This window comes from Romboutsia hominis, from assembly GCF_900002575.1.
In the GTDB taxonomy this organism is placed as follows: domain Bacteria; phylum Bacillota; class Clostridia; order Peptostreptococcales; family Peptostreptococcaceae; genus Romboutsia_C; species Romboutsia_C hominis.
The window spans coordinates 1,472,978-1,494,696 of record NZ_LN650648.1 but is presented as its reverse complement, the minus strand read 5'-3'; the positions used below and the strand labels follow the sequence as shown (position 1 = coordinate 1,494,696).

Annotated in this window: 19 protein-coding genes, 1 pseudogene and 1 riboswitch; of the genes and pseudogenes, 13 read left to right on the top strand and 7 right to left on the bottom strand. The window is 26.0% G+C overall.

Annotated elements, in window-relative coordinates; all coding sequences use genetic code 11:
* The first annotated feature begins 162 nt into the window (after positions 1–162).
* Positions 163–1,355 (top strand): annotated as a pseudogene (locus tag FRIFI_RS07250) (MFS transporter).
* A gap of 49 nt (positions 1,356–1,404) precedes the next feature.
* On the opposite strand, the gene FRIFI_RS07245 reads toward FRIFI_RS07250, so the two are convergent.
* Positions 1,405–2,079 (bottom strand): lysoplasmalogenase family protein, encoded by a 675-nt coding sequence (locus FRIFI_RS07245; RefSeq protein ID WP_166505463.1) that lies wholly within the window; start codon positions 2,077–2,079, stop codon positions 1,405–1,407.
* Between the two features lie 24 nt (positions 2,080–2,103).
* On the opposite strand from FRIFI_RS07245, the gene FRIFI_RS07240 reads away from it, so the two are divergent.
* From FRIFI_RS07240 to FRIFI_RS07220, 5 genes are all read left to right on the top strand, one after another.
* Positions 2,104–3,525, top strand: coding sequence for an aldehyde dehydrogenase (locus tag FRIFI_RS07240; protein WP_330405617.1), 1,422 nt, complete (start codon positions 2,104–2,106; stop codon positions 3,523–3,525).
* Positions 3,526–3,621: 96 nt separating this feature from the next.
* Positions 3,622–3,796, top strand: a riboswitch (cobalamin riboswitch).
* A 533-nt stretch (positions 3,797–4,329) separates the two neighbouring features.
* Positions 4,330–5,241 carry an ABC transporter substrate-binding protein gene (locus FRIFI_RS07235; RefSeq protein WP_092925734.1) on the top strand — a complete coding sequence of 304 codons (912 nt, stop codon included), beginning with the start codon at positions 4,330–4,332 and terminating at the stop codon, positions 5,239–5,241.
* Complete coding sequence (locus FRIFI_RS07230; protein ID WP_092925736.1) at positions 5,225–6,253, top strand: FecCD family ABC transporter permease; 1,029 nt, start codon at positions 5,225–5,227, stop codon at positions 6,251–6,253. Before FRIFI_RS07235 ends, FRIFI_RS07230 begins: the two co-directional genes overlap by 17 nt.
* A 1-nt stretch (position 6,254) precedes the next feature.
* Positions 6,255–7,010: an ABC transporter ATP-binding protein gene (locus FRIFI_RS07225; RefSeq protein ID WP_092925738.1), complete on the top strand. Its 756-nt coding sequence runs from the start codon at positions 6,255–6,257 to the stop codon at positions 7,008–7,010.
* 158 nt (positions 7,011–7,168) lie between these two features.
* Complete coding sequence (locus FRIFI_RS07220) at positions 7,169–7,705, top strand: hypothetical protein (RefSeq protein WP_092925740.1); 537 nt, start codon at positions 7,169–7,171, stop codon at positions 7,703–7,705.
* A 66-nt stretch (positions 7,706–7,771) separates the two neighbouring features.
* Here FRIFI_RS07220 and FRIFI_RS07215 read toward each other — a convergent pair whose 3' ends face one another.
* Both FRIFI_RS07215 and FRIFI_RS07210 read right to left on the bottom strand, forming a co-directional pair.
* A complete protein-coding gene (locus tag FRIFI_RS07215) occupies positions 7,772–9,103 on the bottom strand; it encodes a hemolysin family protein (protein ID WP_166505462.1) in 1,332 nt (443 codons plus the stop codon).
* A gap of 203 nt (positions 9,104–9,306) precedes the next feature.
* On the bottom strand, positions 9,307–11,922 hold the full coding sequence (locus tag FRIFI_RS07210; protein ID WP_092925744.1) for a cation-translocating P-type ATPase: 2,616 nt from the start codon (positions 11,920–11,922) through the stop codon (positions 9,307–9,309).
* 587 nt (positions 11,923–12,509) lie between these two features.
* On the opposite strand from FRIFI_RS07210, the gene FRIFI_RS07205 reads away from it, so the two are divergent.
* Entirely contained in the window at positions 12,510–13,169 is a 660-nt protein-coding gene (locus tag FRIFI_RS07205) for a YczE/YyaS/YitT family protein (protein WP_242977290.1), read from the top strand.
* 170 nt (positions 13,170–13,339) lie between these two features.
* On the opposite strand, the gene FRIFI_RS07200 is transcribed toward FRIFI_RS07205, so the two are convergent.
* A complete protein-coding gene (locus FRIFI_RS07200) occupies positions 13,340–14,242 on the bottom strand; it encodes a glycoside hydrolase family 73 protein (protein WP_166505461.1) in 903 nt (300 codons plus the stop codon).
* A gap of 321 nt (positions 14,243–14,563) precedes the next feature.
* On the opposite strand from FRIFI_RS07200, the gene FRIFI_RS07195 reads away from it, so the two are divergent.
* The 4 genes from FRIFI_RS07195 to FRIFI_RS07180 all read left to right on the top strand — a co-directional run bounded on the left by FRIFI_RS07195 (position 14,564) and on the right by FRIFI_RS07180 (position 17,240).
* Positions 14,564–15,217 carry an FMN-dependent NADH-azoreductase gene (locus tag FRIFI_RS07195; protein WP_166505460.1) on the top strand — a complete coding sequence of 218 codons (654 nt, stop codon included), beginning with the start codon at positions 14,564–14,566 and terminating at the stop codon, positions 15,215–15,217.
* 399 nt (positions 15,218–15,616) lie between these two features.
* The gene (locus FRIFI_RS07190; protein WP_092925750.1) at positions 15,617–16,228 is read left to right on the top strand and encodes a DUF6198 family protein; all 612 of its coding nucleotides are present in this window, start codon (positions 15,617–15,619) and stop codon (positions 16,226–16,228) included.
* 149 nt (positions 16,229–16,377) lie between these two features.
* Positions 16,378–16,548 carry a hypothetical protein gene (locus tag FRIFI_RS07185; protein ID WP_166505459.1) on the top strand — a complete coding sequence of 57 codons (171 nt, stop codon included), beginning with the start codon at positions 16,378–16,380 and terminating at the stop codon, positions 16,546–16,548.
* 164 nt (positions 16,549–16,712) lie between these two features.
* Positions 16,713–17,240 (top strand): GNAT family N-acetyltransferase, encoded by a 528-nt coding sequence (locus tag FRIFI_RS07180; RefSeq protein WP_166505458.1) that lies wholly within the window; start codon positions 16,713–16,715, stop codon positions 17,238–17,240.
* An 88-nt stretch (positions 17,241–17,328) separates the two neighbouring features.
* On the opposite strand, the gene FRIFI_RS07175 is transcribed toward FRIFI_RS07180, so the two are convergent.
* A complete protein-coding gene (locus FRIFI_RS07175) occupies positions 17,329–18,609 on the bottom strand; it encodes a DEAD/DEAH box helicase (protein ID WP_092925754.1) in 1,281 nt (426 codons plus the stop codon).
* 173 nt (positions 18,610–18,782) lie between these two features.
* Here FRIFI_RS07175 and FRIFI_RS15060 point away from each other — a divergent pair, with 173 nt between their 5' ends.
* On the top strand, positions 18,783–19,601 hold the full coding sequence (locus tag FRIFI_RS15060) for a MerR family transcriptional regulator (RefSeq protein ID WP_092925755.1): 819 nt from the start codon (positions 18,783–18,785) through the stop codon (positions 19,599–19,601).
* A 71-nt stretch (positions 19,602–19,672) separates the two neighbouring features.
* The gene (locus tag FRIFI_RS07165) at positions 19,673–20,857 is read left to right on the top strand and encodes an MFS transporter (protein ID WP_166505457.1); all 1,185 of its coding nucleotides are present in this window, start codon (positions 19,673–19,675) and stop codon (positions 20,855–20,857) included.
* 124 nt (positions 20,858–20,981) lie between these two features.
* On the opposite strand, the gene FRIFI_RS07160 is transcribed toward FRIFI_RS07165, so the two are convergent.
* Both FRIFI_RS07160 and FRIFI_RS07155 read right to left on the bottom strand, forming a co-directional pair.
* Entirely contained in the window at positions 20,982–21,311 is a 330-nt protein-coding gene (locus FRIFI_RS07160) for a hypothetical protein (protein ID WP_092925758.1), read from the bottom strand.
* Positions 21,311–21,661, bottom strand: a complete 351-nt coding sequence (locus FRIFI_RS07155) for a PqqD family protein (protein WP_092925760.1) — start codon at positions 21,659–21,661, stop codon at positions 21,311–21,313. Before FRIFI_RS07155 ends, FRIFI_RS07160 begins: the two co-directional genes overlap by 1 nt.
* Positions 21,662–21,719 lie beyond the last annotated feature (58 nt).

The window sequence follows — 21,719 nt, the reverse complement described above, 5'->3', positions numbered from 1 at the left end:
ATCAAAATGATTGCTCCTCATTTTATATCTTACAGTTGTATATTATTAATTAAATAAAACGTATATGCTTTGAATGTTAAATAATAATATTAAGATTACTTGAATATACTAAAGTGGACAGAAACTTTACAAAAACAATCTGCTCATACTTAGGAGGTAGATATGAGTATAAAAAACAATGTTCTCTTTCAAAAGCTAGAACTTAGACAATTTTGTACTTATAGATTTATATTTGGAATAAGTTATAGCTTTATGATTCCTATAATACCACTTTTCCTTGATTCAATTGGAATAACTACAGTTATGATTGGTACTATAATGTCTTTATATGGAGTAAGCAAAACACTAGCACAGATTCTATTTGGGAGAGTATCTGATTATATAGGAGATAAAAAACTTTAATATTTGCTTTGATACTAATGACCTTTGTTCCATTTTGTTATACCATAACAAATAAGCATATAATAGCAGAAAGCTTATACATAATACAAGGAGCAGTACTTGGTATGTTAGCACCTGCTACTTATTCTATATTATCAAGATCCGTAGAAGTAACTAGAAGAGGAGAAAGTACAGGATTAGCAGCAGCAGTTTTTACATTCGGTGGAGGAATAGGTGCTGCTATTGCTGGATACATTTTATCAAATACTGGTAGTTATGATATTGTATTTTATTTATCTTCAGGAGGGATATTGCTTACACTTATATATGTAATATTTAAGATAGAAAAAGGCAAATTGGATCATTCTAAGTGTAGTAGCAAAAAGAAAGCTATAAAAGAAGAAATTAAAAGATATAGTTTAAAATATAAAATAATTATGTTATGCGCTATTGCATTTTTAGGAGACTATATATATGGATGTGTAGTTGCTTTATTCCATTTTTATGGACAGGAAGTGCTGGGAGCTACTACATCGTACACTTCATCAATTATATCAATATACTTATTTGAATTTGGGTTAGGAGCACCTATTGCATGGTGGGTAAGTGATAAGATAGGAAATAAAAGACAATTATTTTTATTTTTTTGTGTTATTAATATAACCTTACTTGGATTATCCTTTACAAGAAGCATATCTATATTTACCACTATAATAATAGTATATTTTCTTGGAGCAACTTTTTTAAATGCTTCACTTCAAAGTCTTTTATCAGAGTTTGGGGAAAATCCTAAAATAAAGGGTAGCGTATTTGGTATAGTTGGAGCATCTGAATCTTTTGGATATGCACTTGGGCCAATGTTATCTGCACATGTATATAATTTTAATAAGTCTTGGTTATTTTTAAGTCTATTATTAGTTTCAATGATAGTTTCAATTATTTATTTACTATTATATAAAAAAGCTAAAATATAAAATTTAATAAAATAACCCATACGTCAAAACTTAAGACATAGGGGTATTTTTACATGTATGAAACACTTAATGCTATACAACATTGTGCAATGTAATAAACTAAAAGATTAAGACCTGCCATAAATTTTGGACAATCTCTATAAAAATATACAAAAGACAATATTAAATCAGAAACTATAAATAATAATGCTCCAATTATAACTAAAAATACTCCAAAATTATTAAATCCTACTAAATATAAAGATATTGATTTTATAAACATAAAGCTAATAAGTACAGCATAAAAGGCTATATATCTAAATACTCCTTTAAAATCAAAGTTTTTAATAGACTTTAGTATAGATAAAGAACCTATGGAAAGTATAGCAGTAAATAAAATATCATAAACAGTTAAAGAAGTAATAGATACAAAACATAAGGAAAAGAATATATGAGTTATACTAAAGCTTAAAAGACCATGAATAAAAGCATTACCCATAGAGTTTTTACTTCCATTCTCAAATATAAGAAATATATCTCCAAATAGTGAAAATATAAGCCCCATAAGTATAAGTATAAAATAAGTAAAATTATTACTAGAACTATATCCATTTATACATATTCCTATAAATAATAAGCTAGTTACAGTTTTTAAAATAGGCCTTAAATTTTTAAAAGGTTTATATGTAAAATAAATAAGGCTTATTAAAGATAAAGTCATAAAAAAAAATAATAAATAGACCATAACAACCTCCTCAATATACAATAAATAATATATAATTATAATAATACAATATATGTAAATTCACAGAAAAGAGATGAGAGATTGATAAAAGATATATTAAATAATCAAAGGTTATACTTTGAAAGCAATAAGACTAAAGATATAAACTTTAGATTAGATAAATTAAAAACTCTTAAAAAAGCTATAGTAGAAAATGAAGAGGCTATACTTAATGCACTTTATAAAGATTTAGGAAAATCACATTTTGAAGGATATGAAACAGAAATTGGTATAGTATTAGAGGAGATAAACTACGCTATAAAACATTTAAAAAGTTGGAGCAAAAATAAGAAAGTATCAACTCCTATAACTCAATTTCCTGCTAAAAGTTATATAGTAAGTGAACCTTATGGAGTAGTACTTATAATGGCGCCTTGGAATTATCCCTTCCAATTAACTATATCTCCGCTTATAGGTGCTATAGCTGGTGGAAATTGCTCAATACTTAAGCCATCGGAGTTTTCAGTTCATACTTCTAAGGTAATAGTTGATATTATAAATAAGTACTTTGAAAGAGGATATATAAACGTAATAGAAGGTGGAATAGGAGTTAATCAACAGATATTAGAAGAAAGATTTGATTATATATTCTTTACAGGTAGTGTAAATGTAGGAAAGATAGTAATGAATAAAGCATCTAAATATTTAACACCAGTAACCCTTGAACTAGGAGGTAAAAGCCCTTGTATAGTAGAAAAGTCAGCAAATGTAGACCTAAGTGCTAAAAGAATAGTATGGGGGAAATTTTTAAATGCGGGTCAAACCTGTGTAGCACCTGATTATATTATAGTGCACAAAGATATTAAAAAAGATTTAATAGATAATATGAAAAAATATATAATAAAGTTTTATGGAAATAATCCTATTGAAAGTGTGGACTATCCTAAAATAATAAATAAAACACACTTTGATAGATTAAATAATCTTATGAAAAACACAGATGTAATTATAGGTGGAAATATAGATAAATCTAAATTAAAAATAGCACCGACCATTATAGATAATATAGACCATACTTATCCTATAATGGATGAAGAAATATTTGGACCACTACTTCCTATAATAACTTATAAAGATTATAAAGATATAATAGAAATAGTAAAAAAACATCCAAATCCACTAGCACTATATTTATTTACTAAAAATAAAGATATTGAAAAATACATAACAAATAATATAGCTTTTGGAGGAGGGTGTATAAATGATACTATAATCCATCTAGCCACTTCAAATCTTCCATTTGGAGGTAGAGGAACTAGTGGAATGGGATCTTATCATGGTAAGAAAAGCTTTGATACTTTTACACATAAAAAGAGTATACTTAAAAAGTCAAATTTAATAGATATACCAGTTAGATATGCACCTTATAAGGGCAAATTAAAATTACTTAAAAAGATATTAAAATAAATATATTAATTTATAGATAAAATATTTAAAGTAGATTATAAATAAAGGTTTTGATATAATTAAATTAAAGTATATAATACTTGAATGTATAAAATTTAATAAATATAAAGTGCTTGGTGTCAAGTAGACTTAATAGGGAATTAGATGAAAATTCTAAGCTACCCCAGTAACCGTAAAACTGACGAAATCTTAAAAAGCCACTGATAATTCGGGAAGGCAAGAAAGTAGGAAGAAGTTGAGCCGGGATACCTGCCAGTACTTTTTAATCTATTGCCTTCTGAGGGTAGGGTATATAATTAATTTGAATAATTTAGCATACTCTAAGAGTGTGCTTTTTGTATTTAATTTATATAAATATCATTTCAGCTAATAACACTGCAGTTAAATATAGAAATAAGTGTTAAATCAAAATATTCTTATCTTTATATAACTTAAATAATAAGATATGTTTAAAAATAATAAAGTATAAATGTACTTCATTTGACATTAAAATGACACATTTTGACACGATATAATGATAAACTAAGATTAAAGATTACATAATCCTTAGTAAAATGATAATTTGTATCTATAAAACTATAAATATTTAAAAGAAAGGAGGAGTAAGTTCAAGGATATGTCATTTAATAATAACTAAAAATTAATTAGATTAATGCATAGACATGAAAGACAAAACAATGAAGTAGATGAGTTAAAATTTAAATTTGTAAATACCCCTTCAGGATGCTTCTATGTTGAATTAAATAAAGACAACGACATAGAATAAAAAACTTATAAGGAAAATTTAAAAATAAGGAGTAAAATATGAAAAAGAAAGTATTAAGTATAATAATGGCTGTAACCTTGGTAATGCTTACAGTAGTTGGATGTTCAAGTAAAGAAGTGGTTATAAAAGACAGAGAAGGCAGAGAGATTAAAGTACCAAATAAAATAGATAGAATAATATCAACAGCACCATCTAATACTGAAGTATTAGTAGAACTTGGACTTGCTGATAAGCTAGTAGCAGTAGATAAGTATTCAGCAGATGTCGCTGGTATACCAGATAATGTAGAATTAATAGATTTTTCCAAGCCAGATGCAGAAAAAATAATAGGATTAGAGCCTGACATAATAGTAGCATCAGGGCATAATAAAACTGGTTCAACTGAAGATCCATTTAAGATAGTTGAAGAATCTGGAATAAGTGTAGCTTACATACCAAGTAGTAATAGTATACAAGGGATATATGACGATATAACTTTTATATCTGAAGTAACTAACACTAAGGAAAAAGGCAAGAAAATAGTAGAAAATACGAAATCTCAAATTGAGGATATAGCTAAAAAAGGTAAAGATATAAAAAATAAGAAAAAAGTTTATTTTGAAATAGGACCAGCTCCAAATCTTTATAGCTTTGGTAACTCGACATTCTTAAATGAAATGATAGAATTAATAGGAGCTGAAAATATACTTAAAGATGAAAATGCTTGGATATCACCAAGTGCAGAAACTATAATAGATAAAAATCCAGATGTTATATTAACTAATGTTAATTACATAGAAAATCCAACTGATGAAATAAAAGGTCGTGAAGGTTGGGAAAATATAAATGCAGTAAAAAATAATCAAGTTTATCAAATAGATACAAATTCATCATCTCGTCCATCTCAACATATAATAAAAGCCCTAAATGAGATGGCAAAGGCAATATATCCAAATGTATACAACAACTAGAAAGTGGGCATTACTTTCTATCCCAATAGTATTTATAATATTTTGTATTGGAACTTCTATTGGAAGTTCCAATATTAATATAATAGACACTGCACAGATACTTTTTTACAAATTATTTAATCTATCACTAGGAGATAATATAAATCCTAAAGATGTATCTATAATATGGGCCCTTAGAGTACCAAGAGTATTACTAGCATTTTTAGTTGGTGGTTCACTTGCTGTAAGTGGATCAGTAGTCCAATCTATTTTAAAAAATGAACTAGCATCTCCATATACCCTAGGAGTATCATCAGGTGCATCACTAGGTGCAGGTCTAGTTATAATACTTGGGGTAAACATACCTTTTTTAGGAAATTTAACTCTACCTTTAATAGGTTTTTTATTTGGGCTTTTTACAGTATATGGAGTTATAGTATTTTCCTCTAAAATAGATAAAACAATGTCAAATAACACCATAATACTTGCGGGTATGGTATTTTCTTTATTTGTAAATGCGCTTTTAACAACTATAACGGCGTTATTTAGTGAAGATTTAAAAAGTATAAGTCTATGGCAAATGGGAAGTTTTGCTATGAAAGGATTCTCAGCAGTTAAAGCTATAATACCATTTTGTGTAATAGGTATAGTTGGTATTTTAATATATACAAAAGAAATGGATATATTAACTTTTGGTGAAGAACAAGCTAAAGCTGTCGGAGTAAATACTACTAAAGTGAAAAAAAGACTATTTATATTTTCAGCAATACTTACAGGAAGTGCGGTAGCATTAAGTGGGACTATAGGATTTGTAGACTTGATAGCACCTCATATAGTTAGACGTATATTTGGTTCTAAGCACTCTTACGTAATACCAATGTCATTTGTATTTGGTGGGAGCTTAATGGTAATAACAGACTTAATAGCAAGAACTGTAGTAACACCAGCAGAACTACCAGTAGGTGCTGTGACGGCTATAATTGGTGCGCCATTTTTTGCTTATGTATATTTTAGTAAAGGTAAGAGGTCATAATATGTTAGAAGTTAAAAATCTTTTTTGTAGTTATGATAATGTAGATATAATAAAAAATGTAAGTTTTAAAGTAGAAAAGGGTAAAAATTTATGTATAGTAGGTCCAAATGGATGTGGTAAAAGTACATTACTAAAGTCCATTGCAAATATTATAGATTATAGAGGCAGCATAAAAATAGACAATGATGAAGTAAATACTTTAAGTAGAAAACAATTAGCTACTAAAATAGCCCTTATGAGCCAAATAAGTCAAATATACTTTCCATATAGTATATATGAAACAGTTTCACTTGGAAGATATGCACACTCTAGTGGTATATTTAACTCTTTAAATAAAAAAGATAAAGAGTTAATATTAGATTCAATAGATAAAGTAGGATTATTAGACATTAAAGATAAGCCTATTACTGAATTATCAGGAGGTCAGCTTCAAAGGGTATTTTTAGCTAGAACATTTGCTCAGGATCCAGATGTAATACTTCTTGATGAACCAACTAACCACTTAGATTTAAAGTATCAAATAGAGTTACTAAAGCATCTATCTACTTGGGCTAAAGAAAAAAATAAAATAGTAATTGGAGTACTTCATGACTTAAATTTAGTACATTTTTTTAGTGATGATGTATGTTTAGTTAACAATGGAGAAATAGTAGCATATGGAAAGTCAAGAGATGTATTTAAAGGAGACAATTTAAAAGAAATATATAAGATAGATGTAGCTAAATTTATGATAGAAGTATTAGAAAAATGGAAATAAAAAACTATAGTGATAACTATAGTTTTTTTTATTTTTATAAATGATTTGATTAAAAAAATTATATAAAATAGCAATGTATTTTTAATTATACAAAGAATAATAATAGTTGTACTGTAGATAATATAAATATACAACAACTTAGTAAAAGGAGAATTTTAATGAAAAATAAGCCCACTAAAGTAATATTAACTATAGCTAGTATACTACTTTGTTTAGGTATTTTTACAAACAAAATATATGCTATTGAAAATAAAATAAGCACAGTGCCTGTAGTAGTACAAGACCTGCAAGACAAGGAAGCTCTTGCTAATATATTTAGAGAAATCAAAATGATAAGAGACAATATGAGAACTATAGATATAAATACTCAAACTATAAAGGAAAAAAGTGGGATACTAAAACCACAAATAACATCATATATGAATCAATTACAAGGGGTATCTAATAATCTAGAAAGACATAAAAGTATATATAAAGATTCTCAGCCAGATATATTTGTTGCAGATCAACTGCAAATACTATCATCTGTATATCAAGCACTTTTACGAGATCAATTAATATTGATAGATGGACTTTTAAAAGATGATCCAGAATCAAGCAAATTAGTTTTTTCTGATTATTTATACACTATATACTATTATGTGACATTAGGTGATCAAATGCTTAACTATATAAATGAAAACTACGGATTTTAAAATCATATTTTATAACATAAAATGAGCTATCTTTATATAAAGATAGCTCACTTTTATATAGAAATTTTAATTATCAACCTCATGAAATATATTATCAAAATGAATTTTAATATCTTGAATTCTTCTATTTTCAACTTTTAGAATAGTAAACTTAATATCATTTATTAAAAGCTCTGTATTTTCATCAGGAATTTCATCTAAATTAGTTATTAAATAACCATTTAAAGTATCATAATCTCCTTCATCTAAATCAAGTTCAAATTCTTCATTAAAATCATTTATAGATAGAGAACCTTTGACTATATAATTATTATCATCAATTTTTTTTATAGGTTTTTCTTCTAAATCATATTCATCTTCTATATCACCGACAATTTCTTCTATTAAGTCTTCTAATGTAACTATTCCACTAAAGCCTCCATACTCATCAAATAATAAAGAAAGATGTATTTTTTTTTCTTTTAAAACCTTAAATAGTTCATTAGTTCTTTTAATTTCTGGAACAAAATAAGGTTCATGAAGAAGGTTTTCTAATTTAACATTTTCAAATCCTACTTTTCTGGCTTCATTAAATAGATCTTTAATATACAATACACCTACTATATTATCTATATCATCTTTGAAAACTGGTATCCTTGAATAATTAAGATCACATATTTCATCTAATATAGTATTTATATCATCATCTATATCTATTAAAAAAGTATCACTTCTTGGAGTCATTATTTCTTTAGCCAACTTATCATTAAAGTCAAATACTTTATATATCATTTGCTTTTCATCATATTCTATACAGCCATCTTCTTGAGATTGTATTATAAGTGACCTTAATTCTTCTTCAGATATTTTTTCTTCTATATCAACGTCATTATTTTTAGTTAACTTTAAAACTAGAGAAGTGGACATAGAAAGTATTTTTATAAAGGGTTTAGCGATTATAGATATAAGATAAACTGGCTTTACAGAAAATAGTGCTATACTTTCAGCTTTTTTAAGAGCTATTCTCTTAGGTACTAATTCACCAAAAACTAGTGTAAAGTATGATAATAATAAAGTTATACTTATCATAGATATTTCACTAGTATATGGAAGGTTTAATGGAATTAATACTGTCTCTAAATAGCTAGATAACCCAGTAGCAGCAGATGCACTTGAGAAAAAACCAGCTAGTGTTATACCAATTTGTATAGTAGATAAGAAGTTACTAGGTTCTGCTATAAGCCTTTGAAGTAAGATTGCTTTTTTATTACCTTCATCGCTTAAAGATTTGATTTTTGATTTGTTAACAGAAACTATAGCCATTTCTGCTGAAGCAAAGAATGCATTAATACTTGTAAGTATTACTATTAAAACTAATTGTGGGATCAAGTTCCCGGGGTCTGAATCTAAATTACTCATTTTTTCCTCCTAAACATTTTAAATTTAATACATTATTTTAATTAATGAGATTTGTTAGATACTATATATGTAGTATATAATATAAGTTTGTCTAAGGTTATAAACCTTAGACAAATAATTTATTTAAAACATCTTGCTTAACTATACAATAGATAGACTTATAGACAAAAAGGGTAGTTGTTTATTAAGCAAGATATAGTAAGCTATTTTTTCGTTATAAATTTAGTTCCTTCCATTAGCAATGTACTAATAATTGCTAATACTAAACAAGTTATAAAGCTTGTAAAGTTGTAATTATTTGGTATTGAGAAAATATCTCTCATAAATGGAAGTAGTGTAAGTGAAAACATACCTAAGCAAGTAACAACAGCACCTAATGCATATTTATTAGATTTAAATCCGATCTTAAATATAGTTTCAGTGTTTGATCTTGATGCAAAAGTCTGTATTATTCTAGATAATGTTAAAGTTGAGAAGGCCATAGCTACTCCCATTTCAGGTGAAGTTTTAAGACCAATATATTGAGCTATTATAGTAACTAGACCAATAATAGAACCTCTAGTTAATACAGATTTTAAAGTATCTTTTGATAATATTTTTTCATTAATATCTCTTGGAGGATTTTTCATAACAGACTTTTCAGGCTGTTCAAGTCCAAGAGCAATTGCTGGTAGGGAATCTGTAACTAAGTTTATAAATAGTAATTGTATAGTTGTAAATGGATTAGGTAAGTTAGCAAATACAGAAAATAGTATAGCTATTATTCCACCTAGATTACCTGAAAATAAATAAGTTATAGATTTTTTTATGTTAGTATAAACTGTTCTACCAACTTCAACAGCATTTACGATACTAGCAAAGTTATCATCAACTAACACCATAGCAGATGCATCTTTAGCAACTTCAGTACCACTACCCATACCTATACCTATATCTGCTTGCTTAAGTGCAGGAGCATCATTAACGCCATCACCAGTCATAGCACATACTTTACCTTTTCTTTGCCATGCTTTTACTATTCTTATTTTATTTTCTGGTGAAACTCTAGCATAAACTGATATATGTTCTAATTTTTCATCTAACTCTTTATCACTTAATAAATCAAGCTCTTTACCAGTTAAAGCTATATCATCAGCCTCCATTATGCCAATATCTTTAGCAATGGCAGCAGCAGTAGTTTTATGGTCTCCTGTTATCATAACAGTTTTTATACCAGAATTTTTAGCATTTTTAACTGCATCATAAACTTCTTCTCTAGGAGGGTCTATCATTGCAGTAAGACCTATTAAAGTAAGATTATTTTCATCACTTATATCTAAATTAGTATCATTAACTTTCTTAGTTGCAAAAGCTAAAACTCTAAGAGCTTTATTTGAAAACTCTTCATTTTTTTTCTTATAATCTTCTATTATTTCATCAGTTATAGAAACTACCTCTCCATCTTCAAGTGAATAATTACATCTACTAAACACAATATCAGGGGCACCTTTAGTAAACATTACTAAGTCACCATCTATTTTATTAATAGTAGACATTAATTTTCTATCACTATCAAAAGGTAATTCTCCAACTCTTTCGTATTTTTCTCTTATAGATTTGTAGTCAAATTCATTTTTATTAGCATAGTTCATAAGTGCTATTTCTGTTGGGTCACCAATTTCAACACCTTCGCTAGTTATATCTGAATCGTTACAAAGACTTGCGCAAAGTATTAAAGAAGACTCATTAAGTGAAATATTATTAGTTAAAGCAATCTCACCATCAACATTATCAGCAAGTACTTTAGAAGTAGAACCATACATATAAGTATCTACAACAGTCATTTTGTTTTGAGTTAAAGTACCAGTTTTATCAGTGCATATGACACTTGTAGAACCTAGCGTTTCAACTGCTGGAAGTTTTCTTATTATAGCTTGTTTTTTAGCCATAGTGTTAGTTCCAACTGCTAAAACTATAGTAACTATAGAAGATAATGCTTCTGGTATTGCAGCAACTGCAATGGCAACTGAGAACATAAATGAATCAATAACACTTGCATTTCTTAAAAGCTGAATAGCAAATATAAGAGCTGCTAAACCTACTATACCAATTCCAAGTTTTTTACCAAATTCATCTAATTTAACCTGAAGTGGTGTTTGCTTATTTCCTGCATTATCTAGCATATGTGCTATCTTACCCATTTCAGTATTCATAGCTGTAGATGTAACAACATAAACACCTCTACCATATACTACCATTGAGCCACTAAATACCATATTTTTTTGATCGCCAAGGGCAACTTCTTCTTCTATCATATTTTCATGTTTTAGTACAGGTTCACTTTCACCAGTTAACATTCCCTCAACAACCTTAAGGCTTTGAGATTCTATAACTCTACCATCTGCTGGGACGTAGTCGCCGGCCTCTAGGATAACTACATCTCCAGGAACTAGTTCTCTTGAATCTACAGTAATCTTTATGCCATTTCTTATAACTTTAGCAGTAGGAACTGATAATTTTTTTAAACTATCAAGTGAACCTTCAGCTTTTTGGGTTTGAACAACTGATAATATAGAGTTTAGTATTAAAACTGCAAATATTATAACTGATTCAATTGCTTCACCTAAGAATATTTGAACTAGAGCTGCTACTAAAAGAATAATAACTAATGGATCTTTAAATGTTTCTAAAAACAATTTAAAAACAGAAGTTTTTTCCTTTTCTTTTAGTTCATTATAGCCATGCTTAGAGAGCTTCTTGTCAAACTCCTCCTGTGTAAGACCTTGTAAGCTAGAATCTAGCTCATTTAAGACTTTTTCAATATTTTTTTTGTAAAACATTAACATACCTCCATTTGCTTTTTTTGGCAAATAAAAAAGACCTCATGAATAAATTATTAAACGTAAATTTATTCTGAAGGTCTTGCTAACAAGTTATGTACTTGCTAATCAACCGGGATATTATCCGACATGACGATTGATTATCACAAAGTGTGAAAGCTACTCCCCCTCAGGGAGACTTATTTATTTATATAGTCATTATATTCCCATTATTATATATTGACAACACTTTTTTTTTATTTAACTTAGATTTAACATTTAAATGTTATATATCAATCTACAAAATTCGACCAATTATTATAAAAAATATAGATAAAGCATTGATTTAACTGGTATTTAATATATTAAAATTTAAATATATAAATTTAAATATATATTAGCATACAATAAAGTGAAATTTTATTAATAGTAAAGTATATAAATATTATATTAAATATAAAAACTAGTGTATTAGTATATATAAATAACTGAATTTATATTATAATAGTTTCAATTAATAAATGTAACGAGGTGAGAAGATTAAAGTATTAATAATAAATAGTTTTGATTTAATCAATTTGTATTACATATATTAGGGAGGAAGAAATTTGAGTACAATATTAAAAAAACTTATTAGATTATTTTTAGGATTATGGTTTTGTGCTATGGGTATAGCATTTATGGTAAATGCTAAACTAGGACTATCACCATGGGATGTACTTCACCAAGGTATAGCTAATAAAATAGGAATAACAATCGGAACTGCTACAATAGCAGTAGGGCTTATATTAGTTATAATAGATGTCATACTAGGTGAAAAAATTGGTTGGGGAACTGTATTAAATATGATATTTATAGGAATATTTTTAGATATCATATTGTTTAGTGGCCTAATACCAGTTTCTAATAATTTAGTATTTGGCATAGTAATGCTTATAATAGGAATGACTCTTATGGGGTTTGGAATGGTTTTATATTTAGGAAGTGGACTTGGCAGTGGACCCAGAGATGGTATGATGATCGCTTTTCAAAAGATAACTAAAAAGCCTATAAAGGTAGTAAGAGGAACTATGGAAATTAGTGCTTTAATACTTGGCTACTTATTAGGTGAACCAGTAGGTATAGGAACTTTAATAACAGCATTTTGTCTTGGACATTTTATACAGTTAGTATTTAAAATATGTAACTTTAAAAGTGCTAACATAAAACATAGATTTATATATCAAGATATAGAATATGCTAAATCTTATTTAAGTAAAAATACTTAAGCAATTTATTTTGTATGTATTAGATTTTATATCATTAAATAATTATATTAAAAATAAAAGGAGTAAATCTAGTAATTAAAAATTATTTAGAAGTACTCCTTTTATTTTTAATACATATTTACCAATGCATCAAAACTTTATAGAGCTTACATTAGAAAATGTATAATTATTTATTTTTTTTTAACTGCAACTTCATTATCTATTAATTGAAGATTATATTGTTTAATTAAATTTATTAAGTATTGTGCATAGACTTTTTTACCATTTGAATCTTCTATAGTAGAGTAACCAGCATTTTGTAAAGCAATCGCTTGAGGGATATATGTTTTTGCAGAAAACACTCCATTATTTTTATATCTCTTGTTTTCATATAAAAACTTGCCATGATCACGAATAGAATCGTATTTATTTTTATATTTTCTAAATTTATCATTTATAGTATTATTATAAAATTCATTAGTTTCAAGAAATACAGATTCCCCATTCCAATTAGTATCAGCCTTTATACCAAAGTAATTATTAAAATCTGAAGAGAGTCTAGATTCACCCCAATTAGATTCTAATATTGCTTGAGCTATAGTTATAGATGGTAATACTTTATACTTTTCATAATTATCTATTGCAACTTCTTTTATATCATTTATAAAATTCATATATTTAGTATTTGGTGAAGTTTTATTAGGTGTTAAACTATAATGCTTTAAATCATCTATATATTTATATACTAAAGAGGTCTTTTCCTTATCTAAGTTTAATTTCTTAATAACACTTTCTAGAGAATTTATATAATATTTACCTGAATTTTCTTTTATAAACATATTTGAAATTTTAAATATTTCACTATCGTCTACCTTGTTTTGATTATTATTGTTTAAAACACTTACTATAGAACATACGTATTTCCAATTTACTTGAACTTTATTTTCACTAGCTTTATCAACAATATTTATATATTTAGAAACATTAATATCATCCAAATCTATGTTTTTTTGTTTATTTAAAATTTTTGACCCTATAAAAATACATATTAAAACAGATATAACACATATGATTATAGTTTTATTTATCTTCATTTTATCATCTCCCTTAATATAAACTTGAACTTTATTGTATCATATATATTTAAATTAAAAATAGAATTTACAACTAATTTACAAGTTATATAATAAAGTAAGTTTTTATTAAGGTTTATTTAAGGTTAAATTTAAGCTTCTTTAAATTTGAAAGAATATATTATGTTTGTAAGAAAAAGAAGCATAATATAATTAGTATTTATTTAAGGTATAGAAATAGAGATAATTATATAGATGTAAAAGTTATTTGAGTATAAAGATAGTATAAAAATATAATTGTTACTAAAAATAATAATAATTATATAAAGAAAGGGAGTTATTATGAAAAAGTTATTATATATAAGTGTAAACTCAAAACCTGAAAATTTATCATCAAGCAAAACAGTAGCAAGAAAATTTATAAATAGATTTTTAGAAAGAAATAAAGGTTTTGTTGTTGAAGAAATTGATTTATATAAAGAACATATACCAAGACTTGAGTATCAATACTTTGAAAAAAGAAACTGCATAGTAAGTGAAGAAAATTCAAGAAAGTTAGATGATAAAGATAGAAAAGAAATACAAAAAATTAGAAAACTATGTGATCAATTTATCAGTGCAAATGTATATGTTATAGCAGCACCAATGTGGAGTTTATCATTTCCAGCACCACTTAAAGAATATATAGACTGTATTATTCAAGATAAAAAAACTATAAGTTTTAGTGATGAAAATAAAAAGCCTAAAGGTCTACTTGATGATAAACCTAGAACAATGATTTATATTCAATCATCGGGCGCTCATGTACCTTGGATATTAAAGCCTGCTTTTAACAAAGGAGTGAACTATATAGAAGATATAGCTAAATTTATGGGAATTAAAAAATTTGAAGATTTATTAGTAGATGGAACAGGTTATACAGAAGAAGAAAGATTAGGCGCTATAAAAAAAGCAACAGATCATATAGATGATGTTATAGATTCTATGAAATTTTAAGTAATCATATGTTTAGTTATATAATTATCTTAAGTTATATATATTATAAAATAATAAAAAAGGAGATATTTATGCTAAAATATCTCCTTTTTTATGTTTAGTAAAACTAAATAAAACAAAAATTTTTATAAACTCAAAATTATATATACTAAACTAAAAAAAATTTAATATAAGAATAGGAAAAAAATAATACACATGTAACCCTTGGAAATACTAGTATCTTCAAAAGATTTAAAAGTTTATAAAAAAAACTCCAAAAATCCCTTGAAAAAATATTGTCAATCTTATATAATATTTAGTTTTAAAATTCACACTATACAAAATAATTTAAAATATATATAATGATATTAAGTCAGGGGAGCTGACTAATAAATTATAAAAATATAGGAAGGGATATTTATGGATAGGCGGACGAATGTAAAAAAAATAATGTTAATATTGTTAGGGGCAATGATATTGTCATTTGGAATATTTAATCTAAATTATCAAAACAATATAACTGAAGGTGGAGTGTTAGGAGTTTTACTACTGCTAAAGAATGTTTTCAATGTGGATTTATCTATGGCAAATATATTAATAGATCTTAGTTTATTTGCAGTAGGTTATAAGTTCTTTGGAAAGAAGTTTTTAATGTATTCATTAGTTGCAACAATTAGCTTCTCAGTGTTTTATTCTATATTTGAAGGAATAGGACCTATAATACCAGTTCTTGAAAGCAAGCTACTAGGGACTATATTATCCGGTTTATTTGTAGGTGTAGGAGTTGGTATAATAGTTAGAGAAGGTGCAGCAGCTGGTGGAGATGATGCTTTAGCATTGGTGATTTCTAAGATTACATCTTTAAAAATAGGTAAGATTTATATGATAAGTGATGTAGTTATACTTATATTATCTTTGTCATATCTATCTGCATATGATATATTTTGGTCTTTAATAGCTGTAAATATAAGCGGAAGGCTTATAGACTTAATATATAACTACAACAACACAGATAAGCTAGCAAGTGCTTAACATATATAAAGACAGGTTTAAATACCTGTCTTTTTTGTTAAATAAATTTTGATTATAAAAAAGAAGAACTAAACATTAAAAATATTTAAAAGAGGAATATATATAAATATGTTGAATAATATAATAGAGAGATAAAGGGGGGATAAATAATGTTTTTCTTTAATAATATTAGTGGAACAGGAGTAGTAGTTTACCCAGGTTCTAATGTAGAGTTTTATGAAATAGTAGACACTAATGAGTACAAGATATCTATAAATAAAAGAACTTATAAAGTTAGCGAAGAAGTTTATAATGATGTAAAAAATAGATATGAAAAATAATATAAATACTTAAAAAAAGACTTAAGAAAATTCTTAAGTCTTTTTTTATTAAAATAAAAATCATATATTATAAAGAATAAAATAGTACAAACAGAATAATTGAAAACTACTAATACATATGGGATAATTAAATGATAAAAAGCGATCTAAAGGAGTAAAATATAATGATAAATATAAGATGTGAACTAGAAAAAGATTATAATATAGTAGAAAATGTAGTAAAGGGAAGTTTTAAAAATGAAGAGTTTAGTGATAAAGATGAGCATAACTTAGTTAATAGATTAAGAAATAGTAAAGAATATGTAAAAGAATTAGCTCTATTAGCCGAAGTAAATGAAGAAATAGTAGGTTATTCTTTGCTTACTAAAATAAAAATAAAAAACAAAAACGAATCTAGAGAATCTTTAGCATTAGCTCCAGTTTCAGTACTACCAGAGTATCAAAAGAAAGGTGTAGGAAGCACACTAATAAATAAGGCTATAGAAAAAGCTAAAAATCTAGGATATACATCTATAGTAGTATTAGGACATCCTAACTACTATTTAAAGTTTGGATTTATAAATGCTAGTGAATTTGATATAAAACCACCATTTGAAGTTCCAGATGATGTTTTTAAAGTTTTAGTATTAGATGAAGAGAAATTTAAAGGTACAAGCGGAGTAGTAGAGTATTCAAGTGTTTTCTTTGAATAGTAGTATCAAATTAATTTAAAATAATAACTAAGAAAATTCAAAGATAATTATAAAAGACGGTGTCATATTTCACGACACCGTCTTTTGACTATTTTTTCTTATTAAATTTATTATTTGTAGATTTTTTATGTTCATACTTATCTACTTTTTTATTTTTACTTACTTTTTCTTCTTTTTTAGCTTCATTTTCTTTAGATTTTTTTCTAGCTTCTTTTTTCATCTTATCAAAATCAATTTCTACAAACTTGCCATTTTTTAACTCAACAGCTTTCATATCTATTTTAAAATCTCTTCTATAATCTCTTATAGTAGATAAATTTTGATTAGTTATTATAGATATTGCAGTTCCTTTTCTATTTCCTCTAGCACTTCTACCACATCTATGTATATATTCATTTTTACTAGGTGGGAAGTCTAAGTTAAATACATGACTAACCTCGACTATATCTAATCCTCTAGCAGAAAGATCAGAAGATACTAAAATACGAACTTTACCACTTCTAAAAGCACTAAGTGCATTTTTTCTATCTTCTTTAGTCATTTTACCAGATATACAAACAGCTTTATAGCTATGGTAATTAAGTTTTTCAGTTATAACCTCTATACTATCTTCATCATTGACAAACACGATAGCTCTACTTGGATTAGCAGAAGCTAGGGATTTTCTAAGTAATGTAAATTTTTCTCTTCTATCTCCATATAAATACATATGATTTATATTAGGATTTATTATTAATGTATCTTTAGTTTTAATCATTTTCATATCTTTCATTAAGTAATCACACATACTTATAGTATTTTCATTTAAACTAGCTGAAAATCCTAAAAGTTGTCTATCTCTTAATGTAGTCTTTATTATATTTTCAACAACTTCTTCATTTTTACCACTAAGTAAACTATCAACTTCATCAAGTATTATAGTTTTTATAGTATGTGCTTTAAGTTTTTTTTGCTTAATTAAGTCTAAAACTCTACCACAAGTACCAACTACTATATGAGGTTTTATAGTTTTTATATTTTTTATTTGCTTTTGAATATTTACTTCACCTATTATAGAAAAAGCAGTAACATTCATATTAGAATTCTTTGACAAAATTTTAGCTTGTTCAGTTATTTGCATAACTAATTCGTGAGTAGGTGCAAGTATTAACACTTGTGTTTCTCTTTTCGTAGTGTCTATTTTTTCAAACATAGGAAGTAAGTAAGCTAAAGTTTTTCCACTACCCGTTTGAGCGCTTACTAATAAGTCTTTATTATCTAATATATCTTTTATAGTTAAAGATTGAACTTCTGTTGGAGAAGTTATATTTTGTTCTTTAAGTCCTTTTATTAGGTTTTCATTTAAGTCTAATTTTTCAAATGTGTTCATTTTTAACTCCTTTACATATCTTGTAAATTACATTATACACGTATTATATATATTTTTATACAGTATGAGGTAAATTATTTAAGCTTAGGAATAAATTTAGGTAATATAATATTCAAAATTAGTATAGACTGTGGTCTTACACCATAGTTTATAATTATTTTGAGGTGATAAATATGAAACTTTTAACAGGTCAAGTTAGTAAAATTTTTAATATAAGCAAAGATACTTTAAGATATTATGACAAGATGGGACTCTTAAAGCCAGATATAAATAAGTCAAATGGATATAGATATTACTCACAAGAACATATTGATCAGTTAAATTTAATCCTAGCTACTAAGGACCTAGATATATCTTTAGCTGATATAAAAGAAACTATAGAAAGTGAAGAACTGTATAAATATAAAGAATTAGTAAATAAGCAAGAAAAACTAATAGAAGAAAAGATAGAGTCCTTAAAAAGAAAACAAAAACAATTAAAAAAATGGAACGAAATATTAGATATTGTAATAAATTTTGAAAATGAATATGACTTTAATAATATTAAAGTATACAGAGATACATACAGTTTTTATTTAATAAATTTAGATAAAATATTAGAAAAAGACTTTAATAAAGAGTATATAAGGTGCATAGATGAAGTATTAGAATGTATGAATGAAGAATGTTACTACACTATGTACAATTTGAATAATGGCAAAGGTATAGAAGAAGATGAAAGTAATATTCTTATAAAAGAAGATGAGAAAAATATTAGTATAATAAAAAAGTATATGGATAAGAACTTAAATTTAATACATAGAGAAATTAGTGGAGATTTTATTTGTGTAAAATTTTATGGGAATTCTGATGAACTAAATGATTATTTACTAAGGCTTAGTAAACACTTTAACAAAAAAGAAAATAATGAGGTATTTATAAAGTGTGGCTTTTATATACCTAAAAAGAATAACGATGAAAAATATTTTGTAGAAATTTTATTAAAAGTCTAAATCATAGTTGATTATATAGTAGAACCACACATTAGAATAAATTCATCAATAGATCTTAGGAGGTATATATTTTGAATCTAATTAAAAATAAAGTATTTTTAACAATACTTATAACAGATATAATACAGCAAATGGCTATATGGATAAGAAATATAGCTATAATGTTTTTTATAATGGATATAACAAATAGTGATCCATTAGCAATATCATCACTTAATTTTATAGAGTTTTTACCAATGTTTTTACTTACTTTTATAGGAGGAATAATAGCTGATAAGTATAATCCTAAAAAACTAATGATATGTGGAGATTTATTTAGTTTTATATCATTTATAATACTAGGCTTAGCGATATCTAAAGGATATATAATAGCTATATTTTTAGCAGTATTAGTTTCTGCTAGTGTTACACAATTTTCATATCCTGCATCACAAAAATATTTTAAGGAATATATAGATGAAGAATATATAGAAAATGCAGTTGGAATAAATCAACTTTTAAGCTCTGGATTTTTTGTTATAGGACCATTTATAGGATCTTACTTTTACTTTAATTTTGGAATAGGTAAAACATTAATAATATTATCAGGATTGTTTTTAGTATCCATTTTATTATTATTAACATTACCTAATAAGAGTTTTGAAAAAATAGAGAGTAGCGGTATACGTGAAGATATTAAGTTAACTTTTAAATATTTAAATGAAAAAGAGATACTAAAGTTGTTATCTAAAATATTTTTAACAGTAGCCTTTGCTATGGGAATAGCTAATAACCTAGATATATTCTTAGTAACGGAGAGGTTAGGCCTTAGCAAAGAGTTTTATCAGTTCTTTTCAGGGATAGCAGGAGTGGGAGTAATAGTTGGGGGTGGACTATATTTAGTCATATCTAAATATATGAATATGAAAATATTATATAGTCTTATAGGAGTGTTTGCTATAACAGTATTTTTTGAAGGATATTCAATAAACCCAGTATTTACTATGAGCCTTCAATTTATAGATAATATACTTGGTGGAATACTTAGTGGATATGTAATGGCGCTTATAACTAAAGTCACAGACCAAGAATATTTAGGTAAAATAAATGGATTAACATCAACACTTATGACATTAGGTATAATGGGAGGGACTCTTATATCAGGAATTATTATGAAATATTCATCTATAGTAGTTGCCTTTTTAGTAGCAAGTATATCATTTTTAATAAGTTTTATAATACTTTATAAAGGGGTTAACAAAGGATTATTAAAATAATAGGTTAGTGTTTAAAAGTAAATTAGAGTTATACATATAAAAATGAGCTATTTTAAATAGCTCATTTTTTAGTTAAATTAAAAATATTTTTCAGAATATAATTTTAAATCAAATATAGTTTTAACTATTTTAAGCTATATCCGTTAGTAGTTTTTTCTATAACACCATCTTTAAGCATTTTTCCAATAAGTATTTTAGATATATGAGAAGGATCTTTTATAACTAACTTGTCTTTAGAGTAAAATAAAGATGCTTTTAGATTTAAAATTTCATTTTCAATATCTTTTTTAGATAAAGTATTTTTAGTTTTAAAAGCTTTCATAACAGCTTTGTAAGATTTATTATAAAGTAAGTCTAGTAAATCATTAGGTTTATTTCTTTCTTTTATAATTCCCCAAGTATAAATAATTATTGTTGCAATTGCAAATAATAATATGTATATAATAATATCCATTATCTACCATCCTTTTTTAAAGAAATAAATTTATTATCTTTAAGTATAGTAAAATATGTAATCAATCTTTCATATAATGGCTCACAGTCTTTTCCAAATGAAGCTTTAACATATTTAGATATATCGTATATAGAACTTTCACCATCTATATTTTTCCATACACAGCTTCCTAGTTTGTCTAACTTTATGGAACTACTTTTTGGGACTTTAAATAAATTTTGAGCAATCTTATCAAATAATCCTTTTCTCGTGATTTCTAATGTAACTATCCCAAAGTTATCCTCAGACCAAGTTATTTTTGAGTTTTTGATAGGAATAAAGTCTAAGTAATTTTTATCATTTTTTTTCATAATACCACTCCTACAAATTTAGAATAAGCAACTTATTTATAATTAAAGAAATAAGTAG

Coding starts and splice junctions, on each gene's coding strand:
- FRIFI_RS07155 (WP_092925760.1), bottom strand. CDS start 21,661: ATGAAAAAAAATGATAAAAATTACTTAGACTTTATTCCTATCAAAAAC.
- FRIFI_RS07175 (WP_092925754.1), bottom strand. CDS start 18,609: ATGAACACATTTGAAAAATTAGACTTAAATGAAAACCTAATAAAAGGA.
- FRIFI_RS07220 (WP_092925740.1), top strand. CDS start 7,169: ATGAAAAATAAGCCCACTAAAGTAATATTAACTATAGCTAGTATACTA.
- FRIFI_RS07225 (WP_092925738.1), top strand. CDS start 6,255: ATGTTAGAAGTTAAAAATCTTTTTTGTAGTTATGATAATGTAGATATA.
- FRIFI_RS07180 (WP_166505458.1), top strand. CDS start 16,713: ATGATAAATATAAGATGTGAACTAGAAAAAGATTATAATATAGTAGAA.
- FRIFI_RS07185 (WP_166505459.1), top strand. CDS start 16,378: ATGTTTTTCTTTAATAATATTAGTGGAACAGGAGTAGTAGTTTACCCA.
- FRIFI_RS07245 (WP_166505463.1), bottom strand. CDS start 2,079: ATGGTCTATTTATTATTTTTTTTTATGACTTTATCTTTAATAAGCCTT.
- FRIFI_RS07195 (WP_166505460.1), top strand. CDS start 14,564: ATGAAAAAGTTATTATATATAAGTGTAAACTCAAAACCTGAAAATTTA.
- FRIFI_RS15060 (WP_092925755.1), top strand. CDS start 18,783: ATGAAACTTTTAACAGGTCAAGTTAGTAAAATTTTTAATATAAGCAAA.
- FRIFI_RS07190 (WP_092925750.1), top strand. CDS start 15,617: ATGGATAGGCGGACGAATGTAAAAAAAATAATGTTAATATTGTTAGGG.
- FRIFI_RS07200 (WP_166505461.1), bottom strand. CDS start 14,242: ATGAAGATAAATAAAACTATAATCATATGTGTTATATCTGTTTTAATA.
- FRIFI_RS07210 (WP_092925744.1), bottom strand. CDS start 11,922: ATGTTTTACAAAAAAAATATTGAAAAAGTCTTAAATGAGCTAGATTCT.
- FRIFI_RS07230 (WP_092925736.1), top strand. CDS start 5,225: ATGTATACAACAACTAGAAAGTGGGCATTACTTTCTATCCCAATAGTA.
- FRIFI_RS07235 (WP_092925734.1), top strand. CDS start 4,330: ATGAAAAAGAAAGTATTAAGTATAATAATGGCTGTAACCTTGGTAATG.
- FRIFI_RS07215 (WP_166505462.1), bottom strand. CDS start 9,103: ATGAGTAATTTAGATTCAGACCCCGGGAACTTGATCCCACAATTAGTT.
- FRIFI_RS07160 (WP_092925758.1), bottom strand. CDS start 21,311: ATGGATATTATTATATACATATTATTATTTGCAATTGCAACAATAATT.